The 21,797-nt window shown below is 65.2% G+C and carries 19 protein-coding genes and 1 pseudogene; 10 read left to right on the top strand and 10 right to left on the bottom strand.

Going from position 1 to position 21,797, the window contains the following annotated elements; genetic code table 11:
- The first annotated feature begins 29 nt into the window (after positions 1–29).
- The gene (locus CH266_RS05505; protein WP_094714986.1) at positions 30–1,199 is read left to right on the top strand and encodes an aminotransferase class V-fold PLP-dependent enzyme; all 1,170 of its coding nucleotides are present in this window, start codon (positions 30–32) and stop codon (positions 1,197–1,199) included.
- 48 nt (positions 1,200–1,247) lie between these two features.
- On the opposite strand, the pseudogene CH266_RS05510 reads toward CH266_RS05505, so the two are convergent.
- Positions 1,248–2,075 (bottom strand): annotated as a pseudogene (locus CH266_RS05510) (DMT family transporter); the annotation flags it as partial.
- A 74-nt stretch (positions 2,076–2,149) separates the two neighbouring features.
- On the opposite strand from CH266_RS05510, the gene CH266_RS05515 reads away from it, so the two are divergent.
- The 3 genes from CH266_RS05515 (at position 2,150) to pth (ending at position 4,282) form a co-directional block, all read left to right on the top strand.
- Positions 2,150–2,746 (top strand): TetR/AcrR family transcriptional regulator, encoded by a 597-nt coding sequence (locus CH266_RS05515; protein ID WP_048319468.1) that lies wholly within the window; start codon positions 2,150–2,152, stop codon positions 2,744–2,746.
- A 198-nt stretch (positions 2,747–2,944) separates the two neighbouring features.
- A complete protein-coding gene (locus CH266_RS05520) occupies positions 2,945–3,607 on the top strand; it encodes a 50S ribosomal protein L25/general stress protein Ctc (protein WP_027496086.1) in 663 nt (220 codons plus the stop codon).
- 81 nt (positions 3,608–3,688) lie between these two features.
- On the top strand, positions 3,689–4,282 hold the full coding sequence (pth, locus tag CH266_RS05525) for an aminoacyl-tRNA hydrolase (RefSeq protein ID WP_032364117.1): 594 nt from the start codon (positions 3,689–3,691) through the stop codon (positions 4,280–4,282).
- Here the strand turns inward: pth and CH266_RS05530 are convergent, their stop codons facing one another.
- Positions 4,283–5,917 carry a fatty acyl-AMP ligase gene (locus tag CH266_RS05530; protein WP_094714913.1) on the bottom strand — a complete coding sequence of 545 codons (1,635 nt, stop codon included), beginning with the start codon at positions 5,915–5,917 and terminating at the stop codon, positions 4,283–4,285.
- A gap of 129 nt (positions 5,918–6,046) precedes the next feature.
- On the opposite strand from CH266_RS05530, the gene CH266_RS05535 reads away from it, so the two are divergent.
- The 3 genes from CH266_RS05535 (at position 6,047) to CH266_RS05545 (ending at position 9,151) form a co-directional block, all read left to right on the top strand.
- Complete coding sequence (locus tag CH266_RS05535) at positions 6,047–7,729, top strand: peptide chain release factor 3 (RefSeq protein WP_027496083.1); 1,683 nt, start codon at positions 6,047–6,049, stop codon at positions 7,727–7,729.
- Positions 7,730–7,738: 9 nt separating this feature from the next.
- The gene (pnuC, locus tag CH266_RS05540; RefSeq protein WP_032371214.1) at positions 7,739–8,392 is read left to right on the top strand and encodes a nicotinamide riboside transporter PnuC; all 654 of its coding nucleotides are present in this window, start codon (positions 7,739–7,741) and stop codon (positions 8,390–8,392) included.
- A 147-nt stretch (positions 8,393–8,539) separates the two neighbouring features.
- The gene (locus CH266_RS05545) at positions 8,540–9,151 is read left to right on the top strand and encodes a hypothetical protein (protein WP_027496081.1); all 612 of its coding nucleotides are present in this window, start codon (positions 8,540–8,542) and stop codon (positions 9,149–9,151) included.
- A gap of 11 nt (positions 9,152–9,162) precedes the next feature.
- On the opposite strand, the gene CH266_RS05550 is transcribed toward CH266_RS05545, so the two are convergent.
- The 4 genes from CH266_RS05550 to CH266_RS05565 all read right to left on the bottom strand — a co-directional run bounded on the left by CH266_RS05550 (position 9,163) and on the right by CH266_RS05565 (position 13,701).
- Positions 9,163–10,161, bottom strand: a complete 999-nt coding sequence (locus tag CH266_RS05550; protein ID WP_094714914.1) for an enoyl-CoA hydratase/isomerase family protein — start codon at positions 10,159–10,161, stop codon at positions 9,163–9,165.
- A gap of 45 nt (positions 10,162–10,206) precedes the next feature.
- The gene (locus tag CH266_RS05555; protein WP_032364166.1) at positions 10,207–10,890 is read right to left on the bottom strand and encodes a DUF4166 domain-containing protein; all 684 of its coding nucleotides are present in this window, start codon (positions 10,888–10,890) and stop codon (positions 10,207–10,209) included.
- A 79-nt stretch (positions 10,891–10,969) separates the two neighbouring features.
- Entirely contained in the window at positions 10,970–12,766 is a 1,797-nt protein-coding gene (locus CH266_RS05560) for an ABC-F family ATP-binding cassette domain-containing protein (protein WP_032401069.1), read from the bottom strand.
- The gene (locus CH266_RS05565; protein ID WP_032371216.1) at positions 12,766–13,701 is read right to left on the bottom strand and encodes a 4-(cytidine 5'-diphospho)-2-C-methyl-D-erythritol kinase; all 936 of its coding nucleotides are present in this window, start codon (positions 13,699–13,701) and stop codon (positions 12,766–12,768) included. The genes CH266_RS05560 and CH266_RS05565 overlap by 1 nt, the downstream gene beginning before the upstream one ends.
- A 181-nt stretch (positions 13,702–13,882) precedes the next feature.
- Here CH266_RS05565 and CH266_RS05570 point away from each other — a divergent pair, with 181 nt between their 5' ends.
- Positions 13,883–14,872, top strand: coding sequence for a helix-turn-helix transcriptional regulator (locus CH266_RS05570; protein WP_094650497.1), 990 nt, complete (start codon positions 13,883–13,885; stop codon positions 14,870–14,872).
- 12 nt (positions 14,873–14,884) lie between these two features.
- Positions 14,885–15,700 (top strand): DNA/RNA non-specific endonuclease, encoded by an 816-nt coding sequence (locus tag CH266_RS05575; RefSeq protein ID WP_094714915.1) that lies wholly within the window; start codon positions 14,885–14,887, stop codon positions 15,698–15,700.
- Between the two features lie 10 nt (positions 15,701–15,710).
- Here CH266_RS05575 and rsmA read toward each other — a convergent pair whose 3' ends face one another.
- From rsmA to CH266_RS05590, 3 genes are all read right to left on the bottom strand, one after another.
- A complete protein-coding gene (rsmA, locus tag CH266_RS05580; RefSeq protein ID WP_032364124.1) occupies positions 15,711–16,586 on the bottom strand; it encodes a 16S rRNA (adenine(1518)-N(6)/adenine(1519)-N(6))-dimethyltransferase RsmA in 876 nt (291 codons plus the stop codon).
- Positions 16,587–16,614: 28 nt separating this feature from the next.
- Positions 16,615–17,742: a resuscitation-promoting factor gene (locus CH266_RS05585; RefSeq protein ID WP_027496073.1), complete on the bottom strand. Its 1,128-nt coding sequence runs from the start codon at positions 17,740–17,742 to the stop codon at positions 16,615–16,617.
- 102 nt (positions 17,743–17,844) lie between these two features.
- Positions 17,845–18,672, bottom strand: coding sequence for a TatD family hydrolase (locus tag CH266_RS05590; RefSeq protein WP_032381745.1), 828 nt, complete (start codon positions 18,670–18,672; stop codon positions 17,845–17,847).
- Positions 18,673–18,693: 21 nt separating this feature from the next.
- Here CH266_RS05590 and metG point away from each other — a divergent pair, with 21 nt between their 5' ends.
- Positions 18,694–20,244 (top strand): methionine--tRNA ligase, encoded by a 1,551-nt coding sequence (gene metG / locus CH266_RS05595; RefSeq protein WP_032373032.1) that lies wholly within the window; start codon positions 18,694–18,696, stop codon positions 20,242–20,244.
- A gap of 52 nt (positions 20,245–20,296) precedes the next feature.
- Here the strand turns inward: metG and CH266_RS05600 are convergent, their stop codons facing one another.
- Positions 20,297–21,676, bottom strand: a complete 1,380-nt coding sequence (locus tag CH266_RS05600; RefSeq protein ID WP_094714987.1) for a WS/DGAT/MGAT family O-acyltransferase — start codon at positions 21,674–21,676, stop codon at positions 20,297–20,299.
- Between the last annotated feature and the right edge of the window lie 121 nt (positions 21,677–21,797).

The following is a 21,797-nucleotide window of genomic DNA, read 5'->3' on the forward strand; positions in this document are numbered from 1 at the left end:
CCGAGAGTTCGCTACCGGAAGGACTATCGATGCTCGATCACGACCGCATTCGCCGCGACACCCCTGGTGCGTCGGGCCGGGTATTTCTCGACAGCGCCGGCTCCTCGCTGCCGCCCACCGTCGTCGTCGACACCGCGATCGCCCATCTGCGCCGCGAGGCGGAGATCGGCGGGTACCGGGCCGCGAGCGAACGCCTCGACGATCTCGCGGCGGTCAAGACGTCGATCGGAACCCTGATCGGGGCACCGGCGTCGACCATCGCTCTGAGCGATTCCGCCACTCGTGCCTGGACCGACTTCTTCTACTCGGTGCCGTTGTCGGCCGGGGATCGAATCCTGCTGTGCGAGGCCGAGTACGCCAGCAACGCCATTTCCGCGCTGCACCGCGCCGAGGTCTCCGGGGCCACCGTCGAGGTGATTCCGAGCGACGCGTCGGGGTGCATCGACGTGGACGCCCTCGAACAGATGCTCGACGACCGAGTCCGGGTGGTGTCGGTCGTGCACGCGCCCACCAACGGAGGCTTGATCAACCCGGCCCGCGCGGTGGCCGATCTCGCCCATCGACACGGTGCCCTCGTTCTGCTCGACGCGTGTCAGTCCATCGGCCAGCTGCGGGTTGACGTGGACGAACTCGGCGTCGATGCGCTGTCGGCCACCGGTCGCAAGTGGCTACGCGGGCCCCGAGGTACCGGGTTCCTGTACCTGCGTCCGGAGTTGGCCGCGAGCTTGCATCCACCGGCTCTCGATCTGCACAGCGCGCAGTGGGAGGACTCGTCCACCTACCGGATGGCCGATGACGCAACACGTTTCGAGTTCTGGGAATGCGACGTCGCAGCCCGCCTCGCCCTCGGCGCGGCCGTCGACTATCTACTCGAACTGGGCATCGACGACGTCGCGGATGCCATCTCCGAGCGCGCCGAGTACCTACGTGCCGGAATGCGAGGCATTCCCGGGGTCACCGTCCACGATCTCGGTGACCGCAAGAGCGGCATCGTCTCGTTCACCGTGGACGGTGAGGAGCCGGTGGCCGTCCGCGACCGACTTGCCGACCGAAACGTGACGGTCACGGTGAGCCATCGCGGTTCCACTCGACTGGACATGACAGGCCGGGGACTCGACGCCGTTGTCCGTGCATCCCCGCACTACTTCGTCACCTTCACCGAGTTGGACACGATGCTCGCTGCGCTCGCCGGCGCGTGAGCGGGCTCTACGGTCCGGATGTGCGCTGAGGTAGGCGGCGACCCCGATCCCCGAGACTGCGAGGCCCGCGATACCGAACCACGTGACCGCGTCGCCGAACATCACGAAAGCCCAGAGCATCGTCGTAGGCGGTGTCAGGTAGAGCAGCACGCTGGCACGAGTCGGTCCACTGCGGCGTACGACGAACAGGTACGCGCCGTATGCGCCGAAGGTCGACAGCACCACCGTCCACGCCACCGCAGCCCAGAAACCCGTCGTCATCGGCGGTACCGCGTCACCGGCAAGTGCACTCCACGTCATGAAACCGACTGCGCTGATGCCACATTGGATGGCCATGGCCAGCGCGATGGGTTCTTTCGGATCCAGTAGCCGTTGCCCGATCGTCCCGGCCGACAGCGCCAGCATGCCCGCGGCAGGAAGCAGGTAGACGGGCCACGCGAGATCGGCACCGGACAGGTCACCGATGACGACGAGCGTCACTCCGGCGATGCCGACGAGGAGGCCGAGGATTCCTCTCGATCCGACGCGTTCGCCGAAGATCCTGCTCGAGGCCAGCGCGACCACCAACGGCTGCAAAGCAGCGATCAGGGCGGCGACGCCCGGAGGGACGCCCATGCCGATGCCGGTGATGGTGGCACCGAGGTAGAGGAACTGGCAGAAGAGGCCGAGGACTGCGTGGATACGCAGCGCGTGCCACGTCGGGGTGAGTCGTCGCCATCGGCACCACGCGACGAGGAGCACGACTGCCACCAGGTACCTCCAGGCCAGCAGCGTGTGGGCCGGAGCTTCGGCGGTGCCGAATTCTGCTCCGATGAAGCCCGAACTCCACAGAATCACCAGAGCTGTACCGGCGAGAACATCGATGCGTGAGGTCATGAGAGCGATGTAAACATACAGGTCTGTATACTCGCAGTGCACCCCACTCCGACCAGCGCTTTCGAAAGGTCGCCATGCACGACAAGCCACTGACCCCCGCAGCGGAACGAATTCTCACCGTCGCGAGCGAGCTCTTCTACGACCGCGGAATCCGCGCCGTCGGCGTCGACCTGATCGCCGAGGAAGCCGGCACGACCAAGAAGACCCTGTACGACCGCTTCGGCTCCAAGGACGGCCTGGTGCAGCGCTACCTGAAGCGTCGATACGACCTCTGGTGTGCGCACGTGACGCAGTACGTCGACTCCCTCGACCAGGGTGAGCAGCGTGTACTCGGGGTCTACGACGCACTCGACCTGTGGATGCGCGACAACCATCGCGGCTGCGGATTCGTCAACGCATTCGCCGAGTTCGGCGGCACCGACAGCCCGGTGTTGGCCATCATCGAGTCGGAGAAGGCGTGGACGCGATCGCTGTTCGCACGCCTGGCCGCCGATGCCGGATACCCCGATTCAGAAGAACTCGGGACTCGATTGTCACTGTTGCACGAAGGTGCTGTGGTCATGGGAACCGCAGGCGGTCGGGACGACGCCATCGCCGTCGCCCGGTCGGTGGCCGCCGAGTTGCTCGCTGCGCTCGCAGTGGCGCGGGTAAGTGCCCCAGCAGGCACATAACCGAGCCACTGCTGAGCATCGTGTATTGTCTTCCAGGTTGTCTCGGCGAGGGTAGATCCGGCTCATCAGGATCCACCGTTATCGACGCGGCTCGGCCCCGTTGGCCGCGCTCGTTCGTGTCCGCCCCGACGAGTTTGACAGCCCGACGAAGTACGCCGCACGAACCACAGATCACAGTTATCAGGAGCATGTAGCACCATGGCATCGAAGGTAAACAACCTCACCGCACAGGTCCGCACCGAATTCGGCAAGGGTGCCGCACGCCGCGCTCGTCGCGACGGCCTCGTCCCCGCCGTTCTGTACGGACACGCAACCGACCCCCAGCACCTGGCACTCGACGCCCGCGCATTCGCTGCCGTGCTGCGTAACGACGGCACCAACGCTGTGCTCACCCTCGACATCGCCGGCAAGTCGCAGCTGGCACTGACCAAGTCGATCGTCGTGCACCCGATCCGTCGCAGCATCGAGCACGCCGACCTCCTCGTCCTGAACAAGGGCGAGCGCGTCACCGTCGAGGTCAACATCATCGTCGAGGGCGACGCCGCACCGGGCACCCTCGTCACCACCGACTCGACCGCCGTCGAGATCGAAGCCGACGCGCTCGAGATCCCGGAGAACTTCGTCGTCTCCGTCGAGGGTGCCGAGATCGGCACGCAGATCACCGCGGCGGACCTGGATCTGCCGTCCGACGTCACCCTCATCTCCGACGGCGAGACCCTCCTGGTCAACGTCGTCGAGGCACCGTCCGAGGAAGACCTCGAGGCCGACGGCGAAGGCACCGAGCCGATCTCCGAGACCGGCGAGGCCGAGACTCAGGAAGAAGCAGCTTCCGAGGACGAAGACAGCTCCGACGAGAGCTGATCCTCTCCCCTACATCTCGAGCGGCGCGCTGTTCTCCTTCGGGAGACGGCGCGCCGTTCGTTTCGAACCATCGATGGAAGAATGACGCCCGTGAGCACCGAAAACGGCCCCGCCCTGATAATCGGGCTCGGCAACCCCGGTCCGCAGTACGACAAGACTCGGCACAACGTGGGCTTCATGGTCGCCGACGCACTCGCCGGACGCGTCGGCTCGTCGTTCTCGTCGCACAAGAAGTCCAATTCCGACATCGTGCAGGCCCGGCTGGACGGCCGTTCGGTCGTCGTCGCGAAGCCGCGAACGTTCATGAACCTCTCGGGCCAGCCGGTGGCGGCACTGGCTCGGTTCTTCTCTGTCGACCCCGCGAACATCGTGGTGGTGCACGACGAACTGGACATCGACTTCGGCGCACTGCGACTCAAGCTCGGCGGCGGTGAGGGCGGGCACAATGGTCTGCGCTCGATTTCTCAGCACCTCGGCACCAAGGACTACCTGCGGGTCCGCGTGGGCGTCGGACGGCCACCGGGACGGATGGATCCGGCGTCGTTCGTGCTCAAGCCCTTCTCGACGCCCGAACGCAAGGACCTCGGCGTCGTGATCGAAGAAGCCGCCGACGCCGCCGAGCTACTGCTGAAGGTCGGTCTCGAGGCGGCCCAGAATAGGGTGCACCCGCGCTGATCAGTTCAGCAGCGACACCGAGTTGGCCCGTCGCAGTTTGCCGCTCGACGTCTTCGGGATGCTGCCCGGCCCCAGGACTGCCACCGTGCGGGGGCGCACTCCTACCTCCGAATGCACCGCGTGGATCACTTCACGCTCGATCCGCTTGACCTCGTCGGGGTTGTCGATATCGTTCGTTTCGACTGCAACAGCGAAGCTTTCGCGTTTGTCGCCGGCGTCGAGGCGGATCGCGACGGCGTTACCGGGCCGAACTCCCGCGACGGTGCCCGCGGCTCGTTCGATATCGGTGGGATAGATGTTGCGGCCGCCCATGATGATGACGTCCTTGACCCGGCCGCAGACGACCACCAGTTCGTCCTCGGTGATGTAGCCGACGTCGCCGGTATCGAGCCAGCCGTCGGCGTCCTGTGTCGGCACGGGGCCGTCGACGGTGATGTATCCGGGCGTGACGGCCTTGCCGCGGACCTCGATGATGCCGACGCCGCGCGCGGTGAGCACCTGCCCTTCCTTGTCCACGACACGGCCCTCGAGACCGGGAACGAACTTTCCGAGAGTGGCCAGGGATCGGGTGTTGCCGCGGGCGGACGGGACTGCGCGGCCGAGCGTTTCGAGTAGATCCGCGTCGACGACGTCGATCACCTGCCCTTGGCCGGGGTCCGGAATCGACACGGCGAGAGTCGTTTCCGCCATTCCGTACACGGGCGCGAGGGCCGCGGGATCGAGCTTGTACGGCGCACCCGCTTCTGCCAACGCGATCATCGTGTCGGGGTCGACGGGTTCGGCACCGTTCCACGCGTAACGCAGCGTGGACAGATCCAGATCCAGATCGTCCTCCGCCTGACGCAGCCGACGCGCCAACAGTGAATACGCGAAATTGGGTGCAGCAGTGACTGTTCCGCGGTACTTGTCGATGAGCTTGGCCCACAACAGCGGCGAGCGCAGGAAGTCCAACGGCGTGATGCTCACGACCTCGGCACCCACCTGCATCGGCACCGACAGAAAGCCCACCATGCCCATGTCGTGGAAGAGCGGCAACCAACTGACCATGACGTCGGAATTGACGTCGAACTCGATGCGATCGATCATCGCGTACGCATTGACGTAGAAGTTCTCGTGCGTGATGCGCACGGCCTTGGGCGACCCAGTGGAACCGGACGTGAGCTGCTGCAGCGCGATGTCGGTCTCGGCCGTCGGCACCGGATCGATGTCGCGACCGGACTTCATGTCGTCGATCTTCAGCACGGTGATGCCGCGCTCGACGAGCACCGGTGCGGCGATGTCGAACGGGGCTCCCAGAATCACCGCCTTCGCGTCGATCATCCGGACGACGGTTTCGGTGTCCTCGCCCCAGACGGCCAGATCTGTCCGCGGGGTGGGCTGATGCAACATCGTCACCGACGCTCCGCGCATCCACGTGGCCTGGCAGGCAGGCGCGATGTCGACGGGCTGGCCGGCGAGAATACCGATCGCGTCGCCGTGTTCGACCCCCGCGTCGGCCAACGCGCCCGCCATCCTCCGCGCCTGCTCGTGGATCTCACCCCACGACTGACGCAACGCCGCCTCGGGCTCCCCGGTGACCAAACCACGTTTGCTGCTGCTTGCGGTCTCGAACATCTCGTCGGTGAACTTGCTCAACGCGTCATCTCCTCGTTCGACGGTCCTTCCGCGTCCCTCACCCTAAGCAATCCCGCGATGACCGGTGACCGTTACCGGCCGCGTATCCTTGACCTTTGCCGTTGCCGTGACTACGAGATAGAGGCCTTCGTGAGTACCCCGCCCAGTTCCCCCGACGTCGATGCAGCACTCGACGGGTCAGGACCGAACTCCGGCCCCGCTCGACACTCGGCCAGGGAACTCGATTTCGAGGTCGCGAGGCGTCGAACATTCGCGGTGATCTCACACCCCGATGCCGGTAAGTCGACGCTCACCGAGGCCCTCGCCCTGCACGCGCGCGTCATCTCCGAGGCCGGTGCCATTCACGGCAAGGCCGGCCGTCGCTCCACCGTCTCGGACTGGATGGAGATGGAGAAGGCGCGCGGCATTTCGGTGAGTTCGACTGCGCTGCAGTTCAATTACCAGACCTCCCCCGACGCCGAGGTCACCAACGTGATCAACCTCGTCGACACCCCCGGCCACGCCGATTTCTCCGAGGACACCTACCGCGTCCTGACGGCGGTCGACGCGGCCGTCATGCTCATCGACGCCGCGAAGGGCCTCGAGCCGCAGACCCTCAAGCTGTTCCAGGTGTGCCGCCAGTTCGGCATCCCGGTCATCACCGTCATCAACAAGTGGGACCGCCCGGGTCAGTCCCCGCTCGAACTGCTCGACGAGATCGAGTCACGCATCGGCCTGACGCCGACGCCTCTGTACTGGCCCGTCGGCATCGCGGGTGACTTCCGTGGCCTGCTCGATGTGCAGGACGGCAGCTACATCCGCTTCACCCGAACTGCGGGTGGTGCCACGATCGCGCCCGAGGAATTCATGACGGCCGAGGCCGCCGCGCAGCGCGAGGGCGTCGACTGGGACACCGCCGTCGAGGAGAGCGATCTGCTGATCTCGAGCGGCCAGCAACACGACCAGGAGATGTTCCTCGCCGGCCAGACGTCACCGGTGATCTTCGGATCGGCGATGCTGAACTTCGGCGTGCGCCAGATCCTCGACACCCTGGTGGCGCTGGCCCCCGCACCCGGCCCCCGTGCCGACGTCTCCGACGGGGTGCGCGCGGTGACCGATCCCTTCAGTGCCGTCGTGTTCAAGGTGCAGGCCGGCATGGACACCGCACACCGAGACCGCCTGGCCTTCATGCGCGTCGTTTCGGGCGTGTTCGAGCGGGGCATGGTCGTCACGCACGCACAGACCAAGAAGCCGTTCACCACCAAGTACGCGCTCACCGTCTTCGGGCGTGACCGGACAACGGTCGAGAACGCCTACCCCGGCGACATCGTCGGTCTGGTCAACGCCACCGCGCTCGCGCCCGGCCACACGTTGTACACCGACAAGAAGGTCGAGTTCCCACCGATCCCGTCGTTCGCACCCGAGCACTTCTCGGCACTGCGCGTCGACAGCGCCGACAAGTACAAGAAGTTCCGCCGAGCCGTCGAACAACTCGACTCCGAAGGCGTGGTTCAGGTGCTGCGCAACGACATTCGCGGCGACGCCTCCCCGGTTCTCGCGGCCGTCGGCCCGATGCAGTTCGAGGTGGTCACCGCACGAATGAAGACCGAATTCGGCGTCGACGCTCGGATGGAACCGTTGGGTTACTCACTTGCTCGGCGCACCGACGCGGCGTCGGCCGTCGAATTGGGCCGCCAGCGCGGCGTCGAGATCTTCACCCGGACCGACGGTGCCCTGCTGGCTCTCGTCAGCGACAAGTGGCGACTGCAGTACATCCAGAAGGAGATGCCCGAGCTCACCCTCGAGCCCCTCGTCGCCGCAGGCGATCAGTAGCCTGTCGCGGTGCTGACAGATCTGCTCGACGCCGAATTCAGCGTGCTGGGCCACCCGGTGCTGTGGCGCGAGGTGATCGGGAACGGCTTCGGACTGCTCTCCGCGGTCGGCGGGATGCGTCGAGTCGTGTGGGCGTGGCCGGTGGGAATCATCGGAAACGCGCTGCTGTTCACCGTCTTCATGGGCGGGGTGTTCCACACTCCGCAGGCGTTGGATCTGTACGGACAAGCCGGACGGCAGCTGATGTTCATTGCCGTCAGCACCTACGGGCTGGCCCGGTGGATGCGCGGCTCGAAGAACTCGGGGGCCGCCGTCGTTCCACGCTGGGGCACTGCTCGTGAGCGACTGGTGATGATCACTGTCGCAGTCGTCGGAACGATCGTGTTCGCGCAGCTGTTCGGGTACCTCGGTTCCTACGGCAAGTGGGCCGATGCGTGGATCTTCACCGGCTCGATGCTGGCGACGTTCGGCATGGCCCGCGGGCTCACCGAATTCTGGCTCATCTGGATCGCGGTGGACATCGTGGGCGTCCCGCTGCTGGTGATCGCCGGTTTCTACCCGTCCGCTGTCCTCTACTTGGTATACGCCGGGTTTGTGACCTGGGGTTTCGTGGTGTGGTTCAGGATTCAGAACAAGCCTTTGGACCAAAAAATGGCGATCTAAACAATCGTGATGCTACTCTCAGGCGGTCCGAACAAACTTCGAGTACGTTTTGGCGTGCTCGACGCGGAGTTGGGCGTCATGTGAGTTCTCCGATCATGGCGTCTCGGCGCGGAACCACCCGAGAATCACGATGAAGTGGAAAACGACATGACTAAGGGAACGAACTACCCATTGGCCGGGATCAAGGTCGGTGGCGCTCCCGCGCATCGTTTGGCGACGCCGCCGAAGTCCGATTCCACTCCGTCCAACGGTGCCCGCACCGACAGTTCGGTAGCTGCACCCGCCGAGAAGGCGGCCGAAACCACCACCGATTTCCCGGCGGCAGTGGTCACGTCCACCGACACGGCATCCGCTCCACAGCCCGCAGCATCAGAGAAGCCCGCCACGGAATCGAACGAGGTTGAAGTGACCACCAGCGATCAGATCTCAGAACACGGCCTGCCCACCAACGGCCGTTCCACCGCTCACGCCTCCAGCGGCAGCACGTCGCCGTCTCTCGGCCGCGGCCAGGCACCCGACCGTCGTACCGCCATGGGCGTCGCCTCGGTTCGTATCGCGGGTCGGCTGACCCAGAACGAACTCGGCAGCCGCACCGGCGACATCCGCACCCCCGACACCTCCGTCGGCCCTGACGAGCTGCTTCAGCTCCTCGGCGAATACCTCGTCTCCGGCGGTCTGCAGAACCCGGAGATCCACGTGCGTTCCAACGGCCAGACCATCGTGCTGGACCTGCAGAATCCCGCCAAGGGTTACCGCTGACCCACTGACGGTCACAGCAGCTGCTGGAAGGCCTCTGGTCGCACCATCTCGAGCACCAGAGGCTTCCACTGCGGCGCGCGGTCCTTGTCGACCAGCACTGCGCGCACCCCCTCGGCGAAGTCCGGTTCTGCGATGATCCATGTCGCCAGCCGCAACTCGCGATCGAGGCACTCCCGCAACGTACTGTCCGCAGCCCGCTCGATCAGGGCATCGGTGGCCATCAAGGACGTCGGCGACAGCGTTGCCAACTGAGTCTTGGTAGTGCGAGACCACGCGGTATCGCACTCCAATGCATCGATGATGTCGACGAGCGAGGTCTTCTCGAACACCGTGGCCACCGCCTTCGCGTCGAACGACAATTCCGTCGTCGGCGGCGGGGTCGTGTGTCGCTCGAGCGCTGCACCGAGATCGGTGCCGCCGAGAATGTCGTCCTTCAGCGCCTGAACGGATTCGCTGGGACAGAAGTGTGTCGCCAATCCCAGTGTCACAGCGTCGGATCCAGTGATCCGAGTGCCTGTCAACGCCAAGTAGCGTCCGATGTGATCAGGCAACCGGGACAGGAAGTAGCTCGAGCCCACATCGGGAACGAATCCGATCGCCGTCTCCGGCATCGCCAGAAGAGCGTTCTCGGTCACGATCCGCACGCTGCCGTGCACCGAGATTCCGAGCCCTCCCCCGAACGCCGCGGCCTCGATGACCGCCACATACGGCTTGGGGTACGTCGCAATGATCTCGTCGAGGTCGTACTCGGCAGAGAAGTAGCGCGGCCCGGCTTCTCGGTCGCCGTCGATCACGGCCTGCCTGATGGCCTTGATGTCTCCGCCGGCGCAGAACGCGCGCGGTGAACTGCTCGTCACCAGAACCGAACCGACGGTGTCGTCGTCCCGCCACGCATCGAGTGCCGCGCGAATGCAGTGGATCATGGCCTCGTTCAACGAGTTCAGGGCCTCCGGCCGGTTCAGGACGATATGCCCGACACCACCGACTACCTCGGCTTCGACTACGGCCACTGCGGACTCCCTTTCACCTGCTTCGATCGACGCGTAACAGTAGCGCTATTCGCGTGATTCGATCGAGCGCGGCCGCGCGTCGGACGGTATGTCGGCGGGACGGCACTCGCGCTCCTCCGCGGTGAACCACCCGCGATACAGGAACAACTGGCCGAGCACCGGGCTCTTGACTTCGATCTCGATGCGGTGCCGTTCCTCTGCCGCGTCCCACCATTCCCGGCCGATCGTGACCGCGGAGGCCACTTTCGGCAACTTCGGCGCAATGGGACCGAGCAGAAACCGCGGCACCTCGCTCTCGAGCACCAACCCACCGTCGGAGTCGACCGCACACGTGGTGTGCACCACCATGTCCGACGAGAAGCCCAGATAGTCGAGCGCATACGCGTCGGATTCGGCGGACGACACCATCACCGAATTCATCCCCTGCGGACGCGCGGCGAACGCGAAGCGACGCACGAAAGACATTGTCTCGCGGCCCAATTCGTCGACGTACGCATAGTTGGCAATGGTGAAGGGCACGTCCTTGCCCACCCCAGCAGGAAACAGGCCTCGCTTACGACCGGCCCACAGCAGCGGCGGAGGAACGAGACGAGAATGGGTCATCTCCTCCATCACACCGACCCCGAACTGAGCCCGATGATCCGAGGACTGCAAACCGAAACGCCATTGGACCTTGGGATGCAGACGAGCGAAATCCGAACCCATCACTTCTGCGACGACCGATGCCATGTGCACAGTATGCGCTGCGCGCATGTGCATGAAACTTCGTAGCAGGCTACGAGTTACCACTCACATGCGGCGGAGCCGCTCACTCCAACTCGGCGGCCAATTCCATCCAGCGTTCCTCGGCGACGTCCTTGTCGGCGAGGACCTGCTTGAGTTCGGTGTCGAGGGCCACGAGCTTGTCCGGCGCAGTGGCAGCCTCGGCGAGTTCGGCGTGCAGTTCGGTCTCCCGCTTGGACAGGCGAATGACGAGCTTCTCGAGCTTGCTGAGTTCCTTACGGGCCGCGCGCTCCGAAGCCGCATCACGGGTTGCCTTCCGCGGCACCCCGCCGGTGGTCAACGAGTCCGGCGTCGCGTCGGCGGCGAGGACGGCCCGCCTGCGCAGGTAATCCTCGATGCCGCCGGGCAGGTTGGTGAGCTTGCCGTCACCGAACAGTGCCCACGTCGAGTCACAGATGCGCTCGATCAGGTACCGGTCGTGACTGATGACGACGAGCGTGCCCGCCCAGCCGTCCAGGATGTCCTCGAGCTGTTGCAGGGTGTCGATGTCCAGGTCGTTGGTCGGCTCGTCGAGCAACAGCACGTTCGGCTCGGCCATCAGGACTCGCGTCAACTGCAGGCGACGGCGTTCGCCACCGGACAGATCTCCGACCGGCGTGCGCTGGCGAGCGGGAGTGAAGCCCAGCCTTTCCGCGAGCTGCCCGGCAGAAATCTCCTTGTCGCCCAACGTGATCCGCTCGGCCACCTCCTTGACCGCGTCGAGGACACGCAGCTTCTTGGGTAGGTCGTCCAATTCCTGCTTCAGCCACCCGATCTTGACGGTCTGGCCCTGGATGCGCTTGCCCGAAGCGGGCTGCAGTTCACCGGCGAGCGTACGCAGCATCGTCGTCTTACCCGAGCCGTTGACGCCGACGAGACCGACGCGCTCGCCGGGAGCCAGACGCCACGTGAAGTCCTTGACCAGCTCACGGCCGTCGGGAGTTTCCAGGCGCGCGTCCTCGAGTTCGATGACGACCTTGCCCAGACGGCGCTGTGCAAAGGAGGACAGCGCGACGGAGTCACGAGGCGGCGGTACGTCGGCAATCAATGCCTCGGCGGCCTCGATGCGGTATTTGGGCTTGGACGTTCGCGCGGGAGCACCGCGGCGCAGCCATGCGAGTTCCTTGCGGGCCAGGTTGCGACGCCGCTCCTCGGATGCGTCGGCCTGACGGGAGCGCTCTGCACGCGCGAAGACCCAATCGTTGTAGCCACCCTCGTAGGTTTCGATGCCACCCCCGACGACCTCCCACGTCTGATTGGCGACGGTGTCGAGGAACCACCGATCGTGCGTGACGACCAGTAGCGCGCTCCGACGGCTCACCAGGTGCGCGGCCAGCCACTGCACGCCCTCGACGTCGAGGTGGTTGGTGGGCTCGTCGAGCACCAAAAGATCCAGATCCTGAACGAGGGCTGCTGCCAACGCGACTCGTCGGCGCTCGCCACCGGAGAGGTTGTCGATCGGCGCGTCCAGTCCGGAGCTACCGGCCGGACCCAGATCGGCAATACCGATGCCGGTCAGGATGTTTCGTACCCGCGAATCGCCGGCCCACTCGTGCTCGGCCATCCCGAGCGGATCGAGCACCACCTGACCGACCGTCGACCCGGGCGGCAACACACCACGCTGAGTGACGACGGCCATCCGCAGTCCGTTGACTCGGCTGACGCGTCCCGAATCGGGGGGTTCGATGCCGGCGAGAACCTCGAGGGTGGTGGTCTTGCCACCGCCGTTGAGGCCGACCATGCCGATGCGTTCGCCCTCCTGCACACCGAGGGAGACGCCGTCGAGCAGAGGCTTGACGCCGAACGACTTACTGACGTTTTCGAGATTGACGAGATTGACCATCAGGAAAAACCATTCGATTCACTAGTGACCACACGAGCACCGGGAACCGGTCCACTCGCAACACGGACGGTGCGGCACACGCCTGCACCGGACAATTCAGCGCTCACCGACACCGCCGCATCGGCGTCGGCGCACAGGAACGCACACGTGGGGCCCGAGCCGGACACGATGCCCGCCAACGCACCCGCAGTGACACCCGCTCTCAGTGTGCGACGCAACTGCGGCATCAGCGAGACCGCAGCGGCTTGCAGATCGTTGCCCAACAGCGGGGCGAGAGCCCGCGCATCACCCGACGCGAGGGCATGCATCAAATCCTCGGTGCCGCCGAGCCTGGGCGGATCGCCCTTGGCCCGCAACTGATCGAGCTCGCCGTACACGGCAGGGGTCTGCAGACCACCCTTCGCCAGAGCCAGAACCCAATGAAAGTTGTTACGCGAGAGCACCGGAAGCAACTTCTCACCGCGGCCGGTACCGACGGCAGTCCCACCGTGCAACGAGAACGGCACATCGCTACCGAGCTCGGCCGCCACCTCGTCGAGCTCGTCACGCGAGAGTTCGAGATGCCACATCGCGTTGAGCGCAACCAACGTCGCGGCAGCATCGGCACTACCGCCCGCCATGCCGCCGGCGACCGGAATGCCCTTGTCGATGGTGATCTCCACCGACGGCTCGCGCCCGACCCGACGGCCCAACAACTCGGCGGCCTTCCAGACCAGGTTCCGCGAATCCGTCGGAACGACCTTCGCGTCGTCGCCGCGCACCCGAACCGACAACGCCTTCGCCGGAACGACCGACAACTCGTCGGAGAGAGACAGCGCCTGGAAAACCGTCGTCAACTCGTGAAAGCCGTCGGGACGCAGGTCACCGACCGAAAGATGCAGATTCACCTTCGACGGGGCCCGAACGACAACGGGCGTGGGAACGACAGACAGCACGTTTAACCACAGTAGTGGAGAAACATGGGCCGGGTTCACCATCAGACGGCCCACCTGGGGGTACTCAATGTCACGTTCGGTGGACTTTTCGGGGGTCAATGTCACGTTGAGTGGACTTCGGTGGCGGCAAGAGAGCGCAAAGAGGACCGAAGGTGTCCGCATTCGGTGGCATTGTGTGGACATGAAGGAAACCTCGGCCCGGCTGTTGCGGCTGTTGTCGCTTCTGCAGACCCGGCGCGATTGGGCGGGTGCAGAGCTGGCGGAACGGCTCGACGTGACGCCTCGCACGCTGCGGCGCGATGTCGACAAGTTGCGCGATATCGGCTATCCGGTCAATGCGACGCCGGGCGTCGGCGGCGGCTATCAGTTGGGGCCGGGTGCCGAGATGCCCCCGCTACTGCTCGACGACGACGAGGCGTTGGCGGTGGCGTTCGGCCTGCAGTCGGCGGCCGGTGGGTCGGTCGCGGGGATCGGCGAGGCGTCGTTGCGTGCGTTGACGAAGCTGCGGCAGGTGATGCCGTCGCGCATCCGCCATCGACTCGACGCCCTCCGGATCGACGTGGTGGAGCACACGCCGCGGTCTGCGGTGGATGCGGCGGTGTTGTCGACGGTGGCTGCGGTGTGCCATGGGCACGAGCGACTGAGATTCGACTACCGCAAGCACGACGGTTCGGAGTCTCGGCGCGAGGTGGAGCCCTACAGCTTGGTTCGGGCGGGAGCGCGGTGGTATCTGCTGGGTTGGGATGTGCTGCGCCAGGATTGGCGATCGTATCGGGTGGATCGGCTCACTCCGAAGATTCCCACCGGCCCACGGTTCACGCCGCGGGAGTTACCTGCGGGCGGCGCGGCGGCCTACGTCTCGCAGGGAATCGACCGCGCGTTCACCCAGGTTCAGGCGCGCATTCGCTTGCATGCGCCGATCGAGACGATCGCCCCGATGGTCGACGAGCACTGGGGCACACTCGAATCCATCGACGACACCTCGTGTGCGGTGGTGCTCTCGGGAGACTCACTGCCGTCGATCGCCCGCTGGCTGGCGGCGTTCGACACCGACTTCACCGTGCTCGACCCGCCGGAACTGAAAGAGGAATGCCGCGTGGTCGCCGCGCGTCACGCGGCCCTCGAACGGAGATACCTCGCCGCGGTTCACCCTCCGGTAACCGACGCGTGAGTCAATGGGTCCATGACGACCCCACTCGGTTTCGACCCGACCTTCCTGGCCGACATCGACGTTCCGCTGCCGGGTCGAGCAGGCCTGGTGGTTCTTCCGTACACGCATTTCTCGGTGTCCATGGATCCTGCCCGACGCCTCGCCGCGGTCACCGGCGTGAACATCGACGGCTCGAGCCTGAAAGACATGGAGCGAGGCGATGATTGGCGTCTGGACGAGCGGCTTCCGGCAGCGCAGCAGGCGGGGAACGAGTTGTACTCGAACAACGACCTCGACCGTGGGCATCTCGTTCGCCGACGAGATCCGGTGTGGGGCGAGCTGTCGGTCGCGACGCGTGCCAATGCGGATACCTTCCACTACACGGTGTGCGCTCCGCAGACGGCCACTCTGAACCAATCGAAAACTCTGTGGCTGGGGCTCGAGGATTACGTACTGGGCCATGCCGAGCAGTACGGGCAACGACTCGCGGTGTTCAGTGGCTGTATCTTCGCCGACGACGATCCGATCTACCGAGGCATTGCCATACCGCGTCGCTTCTTCAAGATTGCCGCGTGGTCCCAGGATTCGGCACCGGCGTGCACCGGATACGTGCTCGATCAGTCGCCGTCACTCGACCCGATTCTCGACAAGCCGCTTCGGGTCGAGACCGATCCCCCACCGCTCGGCCCGTACCGCACGTATCAGGTTCCGGTAGCAGACATCGCGTCGGCGACCGGCTTGGAGCTGGGAAGTCTCACCGAGGCCGACCGGTACGCACCTGTCGCAGCGGCTCGCGCCGAGGCGTCGAAGTGGACCGAACTGACGCGACTGTCGGACATTCACCTGTAAGGACGAGACGTCAGGCCTCGGTAGCCGCCAGGCGAACGAACGCTGCCGCGTCGATCGTTTCGCCGCGGGCCGTGGGATCGATTCCGGCCTCGCGAAGTCTTCGCTCCGCGGCGACGGGTGAACCGGCCCACCCCGCGAGGGCTGCTCGTAAAGTCTTGCGGCGCTGGGCGAATGCGGCGTCGATGACGGCGAATACCGACTTCCGGTGTGCAGTGTCGGTCGGCCACGGCGGCTCGGCGTATCGATCGATGCGCACCAGCCCCGATTCCACTTTGGGAACCGGCCAGAACACCGAACGGCCTACTGCCCCGGCCCGTTTGACGTCACCGAAGAATCGGGCCTTGACGCTGGGAATGCCGTAGATCTTGCTTCCCGGTACCGCGGCGAGGCGATCGGCAACCTCGGCCTGGACCATCACCACGGCCACCCGCAGGCTGGGTAGCTCCGAGAACAGGTGAATGAGCACAGGCACCGCGACGTTGTACGGCAGGTTCGCCACCAATGCCGTCGGGTGTCCCGGAATGTCCTCGGCCCGTACGCGCAACGCGTCGGCTTCGATGACCGTCAACCGTTCGGCGAGGGTGGGGGCGCGGTCGGCCACCGTGATGGGCAGCCGGGTCGCGAGCTTGGGGTCGATCTCGACCGCGACAACGGCGTCGGCCACATCGAGCAGAGCGAGAGTCAACGATCCGAGGCCGGGACCGACTTCGAGGACGGTGTCCTGAGGTCCGACACCGGCGGAAGCGACGATGCGTCGCACGGTGTTGGCGTCGTGCACGAAGTTCTGGCCGAGTTGTTTGGTGGGACGCACGTCGAGCTCGGCAGCGAGAGAGCGGACTTCGGCAGGACCGAGCAGAGCCGCAGCTCCCCTCACATGTTCGGACACGGTGCGAACTCTACGGGCGGGCAGGTGATCAGCGGTAACCCAGACGCGAGGTGCATGCCGGCCATGCGCCCCAGCCCTGCGACTTCTGCGTCACCGATGCGATGGCGATCTGTTCTTCGCGGGTGGCGAGGTCGGCGCGCGGTGCGTATTTCAGGCCGCCCTGGCGTTCCCAGGTGTTCTGGTCGAATTGCACGCCGCCGTAGAAACCGTTGCCGGTGTTGATGGCCCAGTTGCCGGTTGCCTCGCATTGAGCAAGCGCGTCCCAGATCGCACCGTTCTCCACGGGTGGGACCTCGGTGCCGGGCTTGGCTCCGACTCGAACGGTCTTCGGCTGCGCCGGCACCTTGACCACTTCGTCGATCTTCTCGCGTCCGGCCTCGACCCCGTTGACCATGTTGATCTTCCAGGTGATGTCGGAGACGCCGGGAGCGCCGGGGTTCTCGACGACGGTCTTGCTCATGTTCATCGTCGGATCTTCGATGCGCTGTTCCGGGGCATCGGTGTCGGTGGTCTCGGTCTTGGTGACGGTCCGGTCGCGCGTGACGACGATCTCGGCACCGTCGGTGACGGCGGCATCCGGATCCGGCGACACGGTGTCGGCCTCTTCCAACGGCTTGCCCGCTGCTTCGAGGAATTCGCGCACGGTCGGAGCGGCGAGCGTCACCGGCGTTGCCGGACTGCCTCCGTCGACCAGCGAGACCTGCTTGGGCAGGGCCACGTCCAGTTCGGTGCCGTCGAGGGGCAACCGCTCGGAGCGAGACGCCGACACGTGGACGTCCTCGGCGAGGCCCGTCTGCTGCAGAGCTTCCTCGACGGTCAACGCGGTGGTCCAGATCTCCTCCGGCTTGCCGTCGACGTTCAGCGTGATCTCGCGAGCGCGGCGCAGCACGACGGTGTCGCCGTCACTCAGCCCGGAGTCGGGCGCGGGAACGACCAGATCCTTGTCCGACGGCGTGTAGCCGGCATCGACGAGAGCGCTGTTGACGTCGGTCTTCATCGTGCTCAGCGAAATCATGTCGCCGTCGACGTCGATGGTCACGGTTTTGTGACGGCTCACCGCCATCACGCCCCCGGCGACCAGCGTCATCAACAGGGCCGCGATGACCAGGTAGAGCGTGGTCGAACGAGCGGAGTTGAGGCGTCTGATAGTCGACAAGTTTCGTATTCCTGGCGGTTGCAAGCGTGACTTCGGGGTCGAAACGCCCGAGTTCGGTCACGGTACGGTAACGAATTAGTACCTCCGCCGCAACCCAAGGAGCTAGAGCCCGTACACCCGCTCGGCATTCGCCGTGGCATGCGCCGCCAGTTCGGCCGGGTCCTGGCCACGAACCTCGGCCAGCGCCCGGGCGGTGTACGGCAGGCAGTACGGCTCGTTGGGTGCACCGCGAAACGGATGCGGAGTGAGAAACGGAGCATCCGTTTCCACCAGCACCAACTCGTCGGGCACCAGCACTGCGGCCTCACGCAGCGCATGCGCGTTCTTGAAACTGACCGTCCCCGAGAAGCTGAGAACGTAACCGGCGTCGACGCAGGCCTTGGCGGTCTCGGGCCCGCCGGAGAAGCAGTGGAAGATCACCGTCTCCGGAGCGCCCTCGGCGACCAGGACCGCGAGCAGATCCTCGTCGGCCTCGCGGTTGTGAATCATCAGCGGCTTCCCGAGGCGCTTGGCGAGATCGATGTGCCAGCGAAATCCCTCGTGCTGCTCCGGGACCGTCGCACAGTCGTCGAGCTTGCCGGGCCAGTAGTAGTCCAGACCCGTTTCGCCGATGGCGACGACGCGGGGATCGGCCGCGAGTCGTTCGATCTCGGCCTTCGCTGCGTCGTCGAGCACATTCGCACGGGTGGGATGGATCGCGACCGCCGCCCACACCCGTGGATCCCAGGATGCAGCGTCGACGGCGAAGCGCGCGGCCTCGAGATCGTCGGCGATCGTGACAACCCGGGTGACCCCCACCGACTCGGCGCGATCGACGATCGCGGCCACGCTCGCGGCATCGGTCGCTCCGCAGGCATCGAGGTGGGTGTGGGCGTCGACGAGGGTGCCGACGGCATCGGGCAGCGGTGGCGCGGGACGTTCTCTACTCACGCTGGATAGAGTAGGCGCACCATGACTGCGCCAGCTGATGCCTCACGGCCACCCTTCTACGTCACCACGGCAATCGCGTACCCCAACGGAGCACCTCACATCGGGCACGCGTACGAATACATCGCCACCGACACGATCGCGCGCTTCAAGCGCCTCGATGGCTACGACGTGCGTTTTCTGACGGGAACCGACGAGCACGGCCTCAAGATGCAGCAGACCGCGCAGAACGAGGGCATCGACGTCCGCGAGCTCGCGGCGCGCAATTCCGACGCCTTCCAGGCGGCGCACGATCTGCTGCAGAGCTCGTACGGCCGCTTCATCCGCACCACCGATGCCGACCACCATGCCGCCAGCCAGGAACTGTGGCGACGGATGGAGGCGAACGGCGACATCTACCTCGACTCCTACTCCGGCTGGTACTCGGTCCGCGACGAGGCGTTCTACACCGAGGCCGAGACCACCCTGACCGAGGACGGGTCCCGCGTCGCGACCGAGACGAACACGCCCGTCGAGTGGACCGAGGAGTCGTCGTACTTCTTCCGGCTCTCGCAGTACCAGGACAAACTGCTCGAGATGTACGACGCGTCGCCCGATTTCATCGCGCCGAACACGCGCCGCAACGAGATCGTCAATTTCGTCAAGGGCGGTCTGCGCGACCTGTCGATCTCCCGAACCACATTCGACTGGGGTGTGCCGGTACCCGGCGATCCCGCGCACGTCATGTACGTGTGGGTCGACGCGTTGACCAACTACCTCACCGGTGCAGGTTTCCCCGAGACCGACTCGGAGGCGTACCGGAAGTTCTGGCCCGCCGATCTGCACGTCATCGGCAAGGACATCACGAGATTTCACACCGTCTACTGGCCTGCATTCCTGATGTCCGCAGGCATCGAGCTACCCAAGCGGGTGTTCGTGCACGGGTTCTTGAATGTCAAGGGCGAGAAGATGTCCAAGTCTCTGGGCAACGTGCTGACCCCCGACTCGTTGGTGGAGAACTACGGCCTCGATCCGGTGCGCTTCTTCTTCCTCCGCGAGGTCTCGTTCGGGCAGGACGGCAGCTACAGCCACGAGGCAATCGTCGCCCGCGTCAATGCCGACCTGTCCAACGAACTGGGCAACCTCGCGCAGCGTTCGCTGACGATGGTGGCGAAGAACCTCGAAGGACAGCTCCCGACACCGGGTGCATTCACCGCCGAGGACGAGGCGATGCTGGCCCGCGCGGACGCGCTGCTGGAGATCTGCCGACGCGAATTCGATGTGCAGGCAATCCATTCCGCGCTCGAAGCGATCTGGTCGGTACTCGGCGAGACCAACCGCTACTTCTCGCTGCAGCAGCCATGGGTGCTGCGCAAGACCGACCCCGATCGCATGGCCACGGTGCTGTACGTGACGATCGAGGTGTTGCGCATCGTGAGTATCCTGGCCCAGCCCGTCATGCCCGATTCCGCGTCGCGCATCCTCGACCTGCTCGGGGCGTCGAACCGCGAATTCGCGGACATCGCAACACGTTCGGTTCCCGGCACCGCTCTCCCTGCCCCGACGCCGGTGTTCCCGAAGTACGAAGAGAAGTAGGCCCATGTGAGTGGAACTTCGTAGCCCACTACGAGGTTCCACTCACATGGGGCTACGCCGCCTTTTCGAGCTCCTCCAACGTGTTCTCCAGATGCGTGAGCATCCGCTGCAGGTGCGGCACACTGCGTCGGCACCCGATGAGCCCGAAGTTCAACGAATCGCCGTTGCTGGCGACGGTGATGTTCAGCGCCTGTCCGTCGCACACGATGGACGCCGGGTAGATGCCGTCGAGTTTCGCGCCGTTCCAGTAGAGGTCTTCCTTGGAACCCGGCACGTTGGAGATGATCACGTTGAACGGCGGCGGGGTGTAGTCGACGAATCCCGGCACCGGCCCGAACAACAACGGGGCCATGGTGATTGCACCGACGGCAAGCGCTTCGAGGGTGTTGAGCTCCCCCATCATCTGCTTGCCTCGGACGGTGGACTCCTTGATGCGTCCGAGGCGAAGCAGCGGATCGGATTCGTCGGTCCCCAGGTTGCACAGAATGGTCGTCACGGAGTTACCGGCGTCCTTGCTGTCACCCTCCTTGCGCAGCGAGACCGGCACCATGGCAATCAGTGGCTCCTCGGGAAGCGCGTTCTGGTCGATGAGGTAAGCACGCAACGCACCGGCGCACATCGCGAGCACCATGTCGTTCAGCGTTGCATCGAGAGCGGTACCGACCTTACGAATTCGCTCGATCGACCAGCTCTCCGCCGCGAAGCGTCGAGCGCCGCCGATGGGCACGTTGAACATTGTCCGCGGTGCCCGCAGCGGTAGCTGTGCGCCTTCTTTCTTCAACGCGCGCAACCCTATTCGCGCGGAGGCAGGGGCGAAGTCCACCAGGTCGCCGGCAATCTTGCGTCCCATGGACAGGCCGCTGCCCAGTTGCGCCAGCCGCCCGGGCTCGGCCTTGTCGACCTTCTTTCTGCCGCGACCGAACAACGACGGGTCCCAGGTCGCCACTCCGCTGCGATCCTCGGGGTCCGTCGAGAGTGTGCGCTGCATGAGCTTCAGCGCGCTGACGCCGTCGACCAGCGAGTGATGCACCTTGGTGTACAACGCAACTCGGCCGTCGGCCAGACCCTCGATGATGTGCAGTTCCCACATCGGCCGGTAGCGATCGAGCGGGGCACTGTGATTGAGCGAGAGAAACTGGAACAGCTCGCGGATGCGTCCCGGCGAGGGCAAGACAGCGCGCCTGACGTGGTACTCGAAGTCGACGTCCTGATCGAAAGCCCACGCGAGAGTTCCCATGATCTGCACCGGGCGGGCCGGCCGCTTGCGGAACAGCTCGTGCACTTCACCAGTGGTGAACTTGCGATGCACTTCCTGTGCGAACTCGTGCGGATCGCCGGGCGGTACGAACAACTCCAGTCCGCCCACGTGCATCGGGTGCTCCCGCGATTCGGCGATCAGAAACATCGATTCGGTGATGGGCATGAGTGCCATGAGCTTTCCTTTTTCCATTTGTTTTATGTCACGGTACGGCACCGAATGTGACTCAGAACACGACCTTACGTGCGCTCACGAAATCCCACCCGCTATTGTCCGTTACCAGGGGTTCCAAACA

It is taken from the genome of Rhodococcus sp. 06-1474-1B (genome assembly GCF_002258885.1).
GTDB lineage: Bacteria > Actinomycetota > Actinomycetes > Mycobacteriales > Mycobacteriaceae > Rhodococcoides > Rhodococcoides fascians.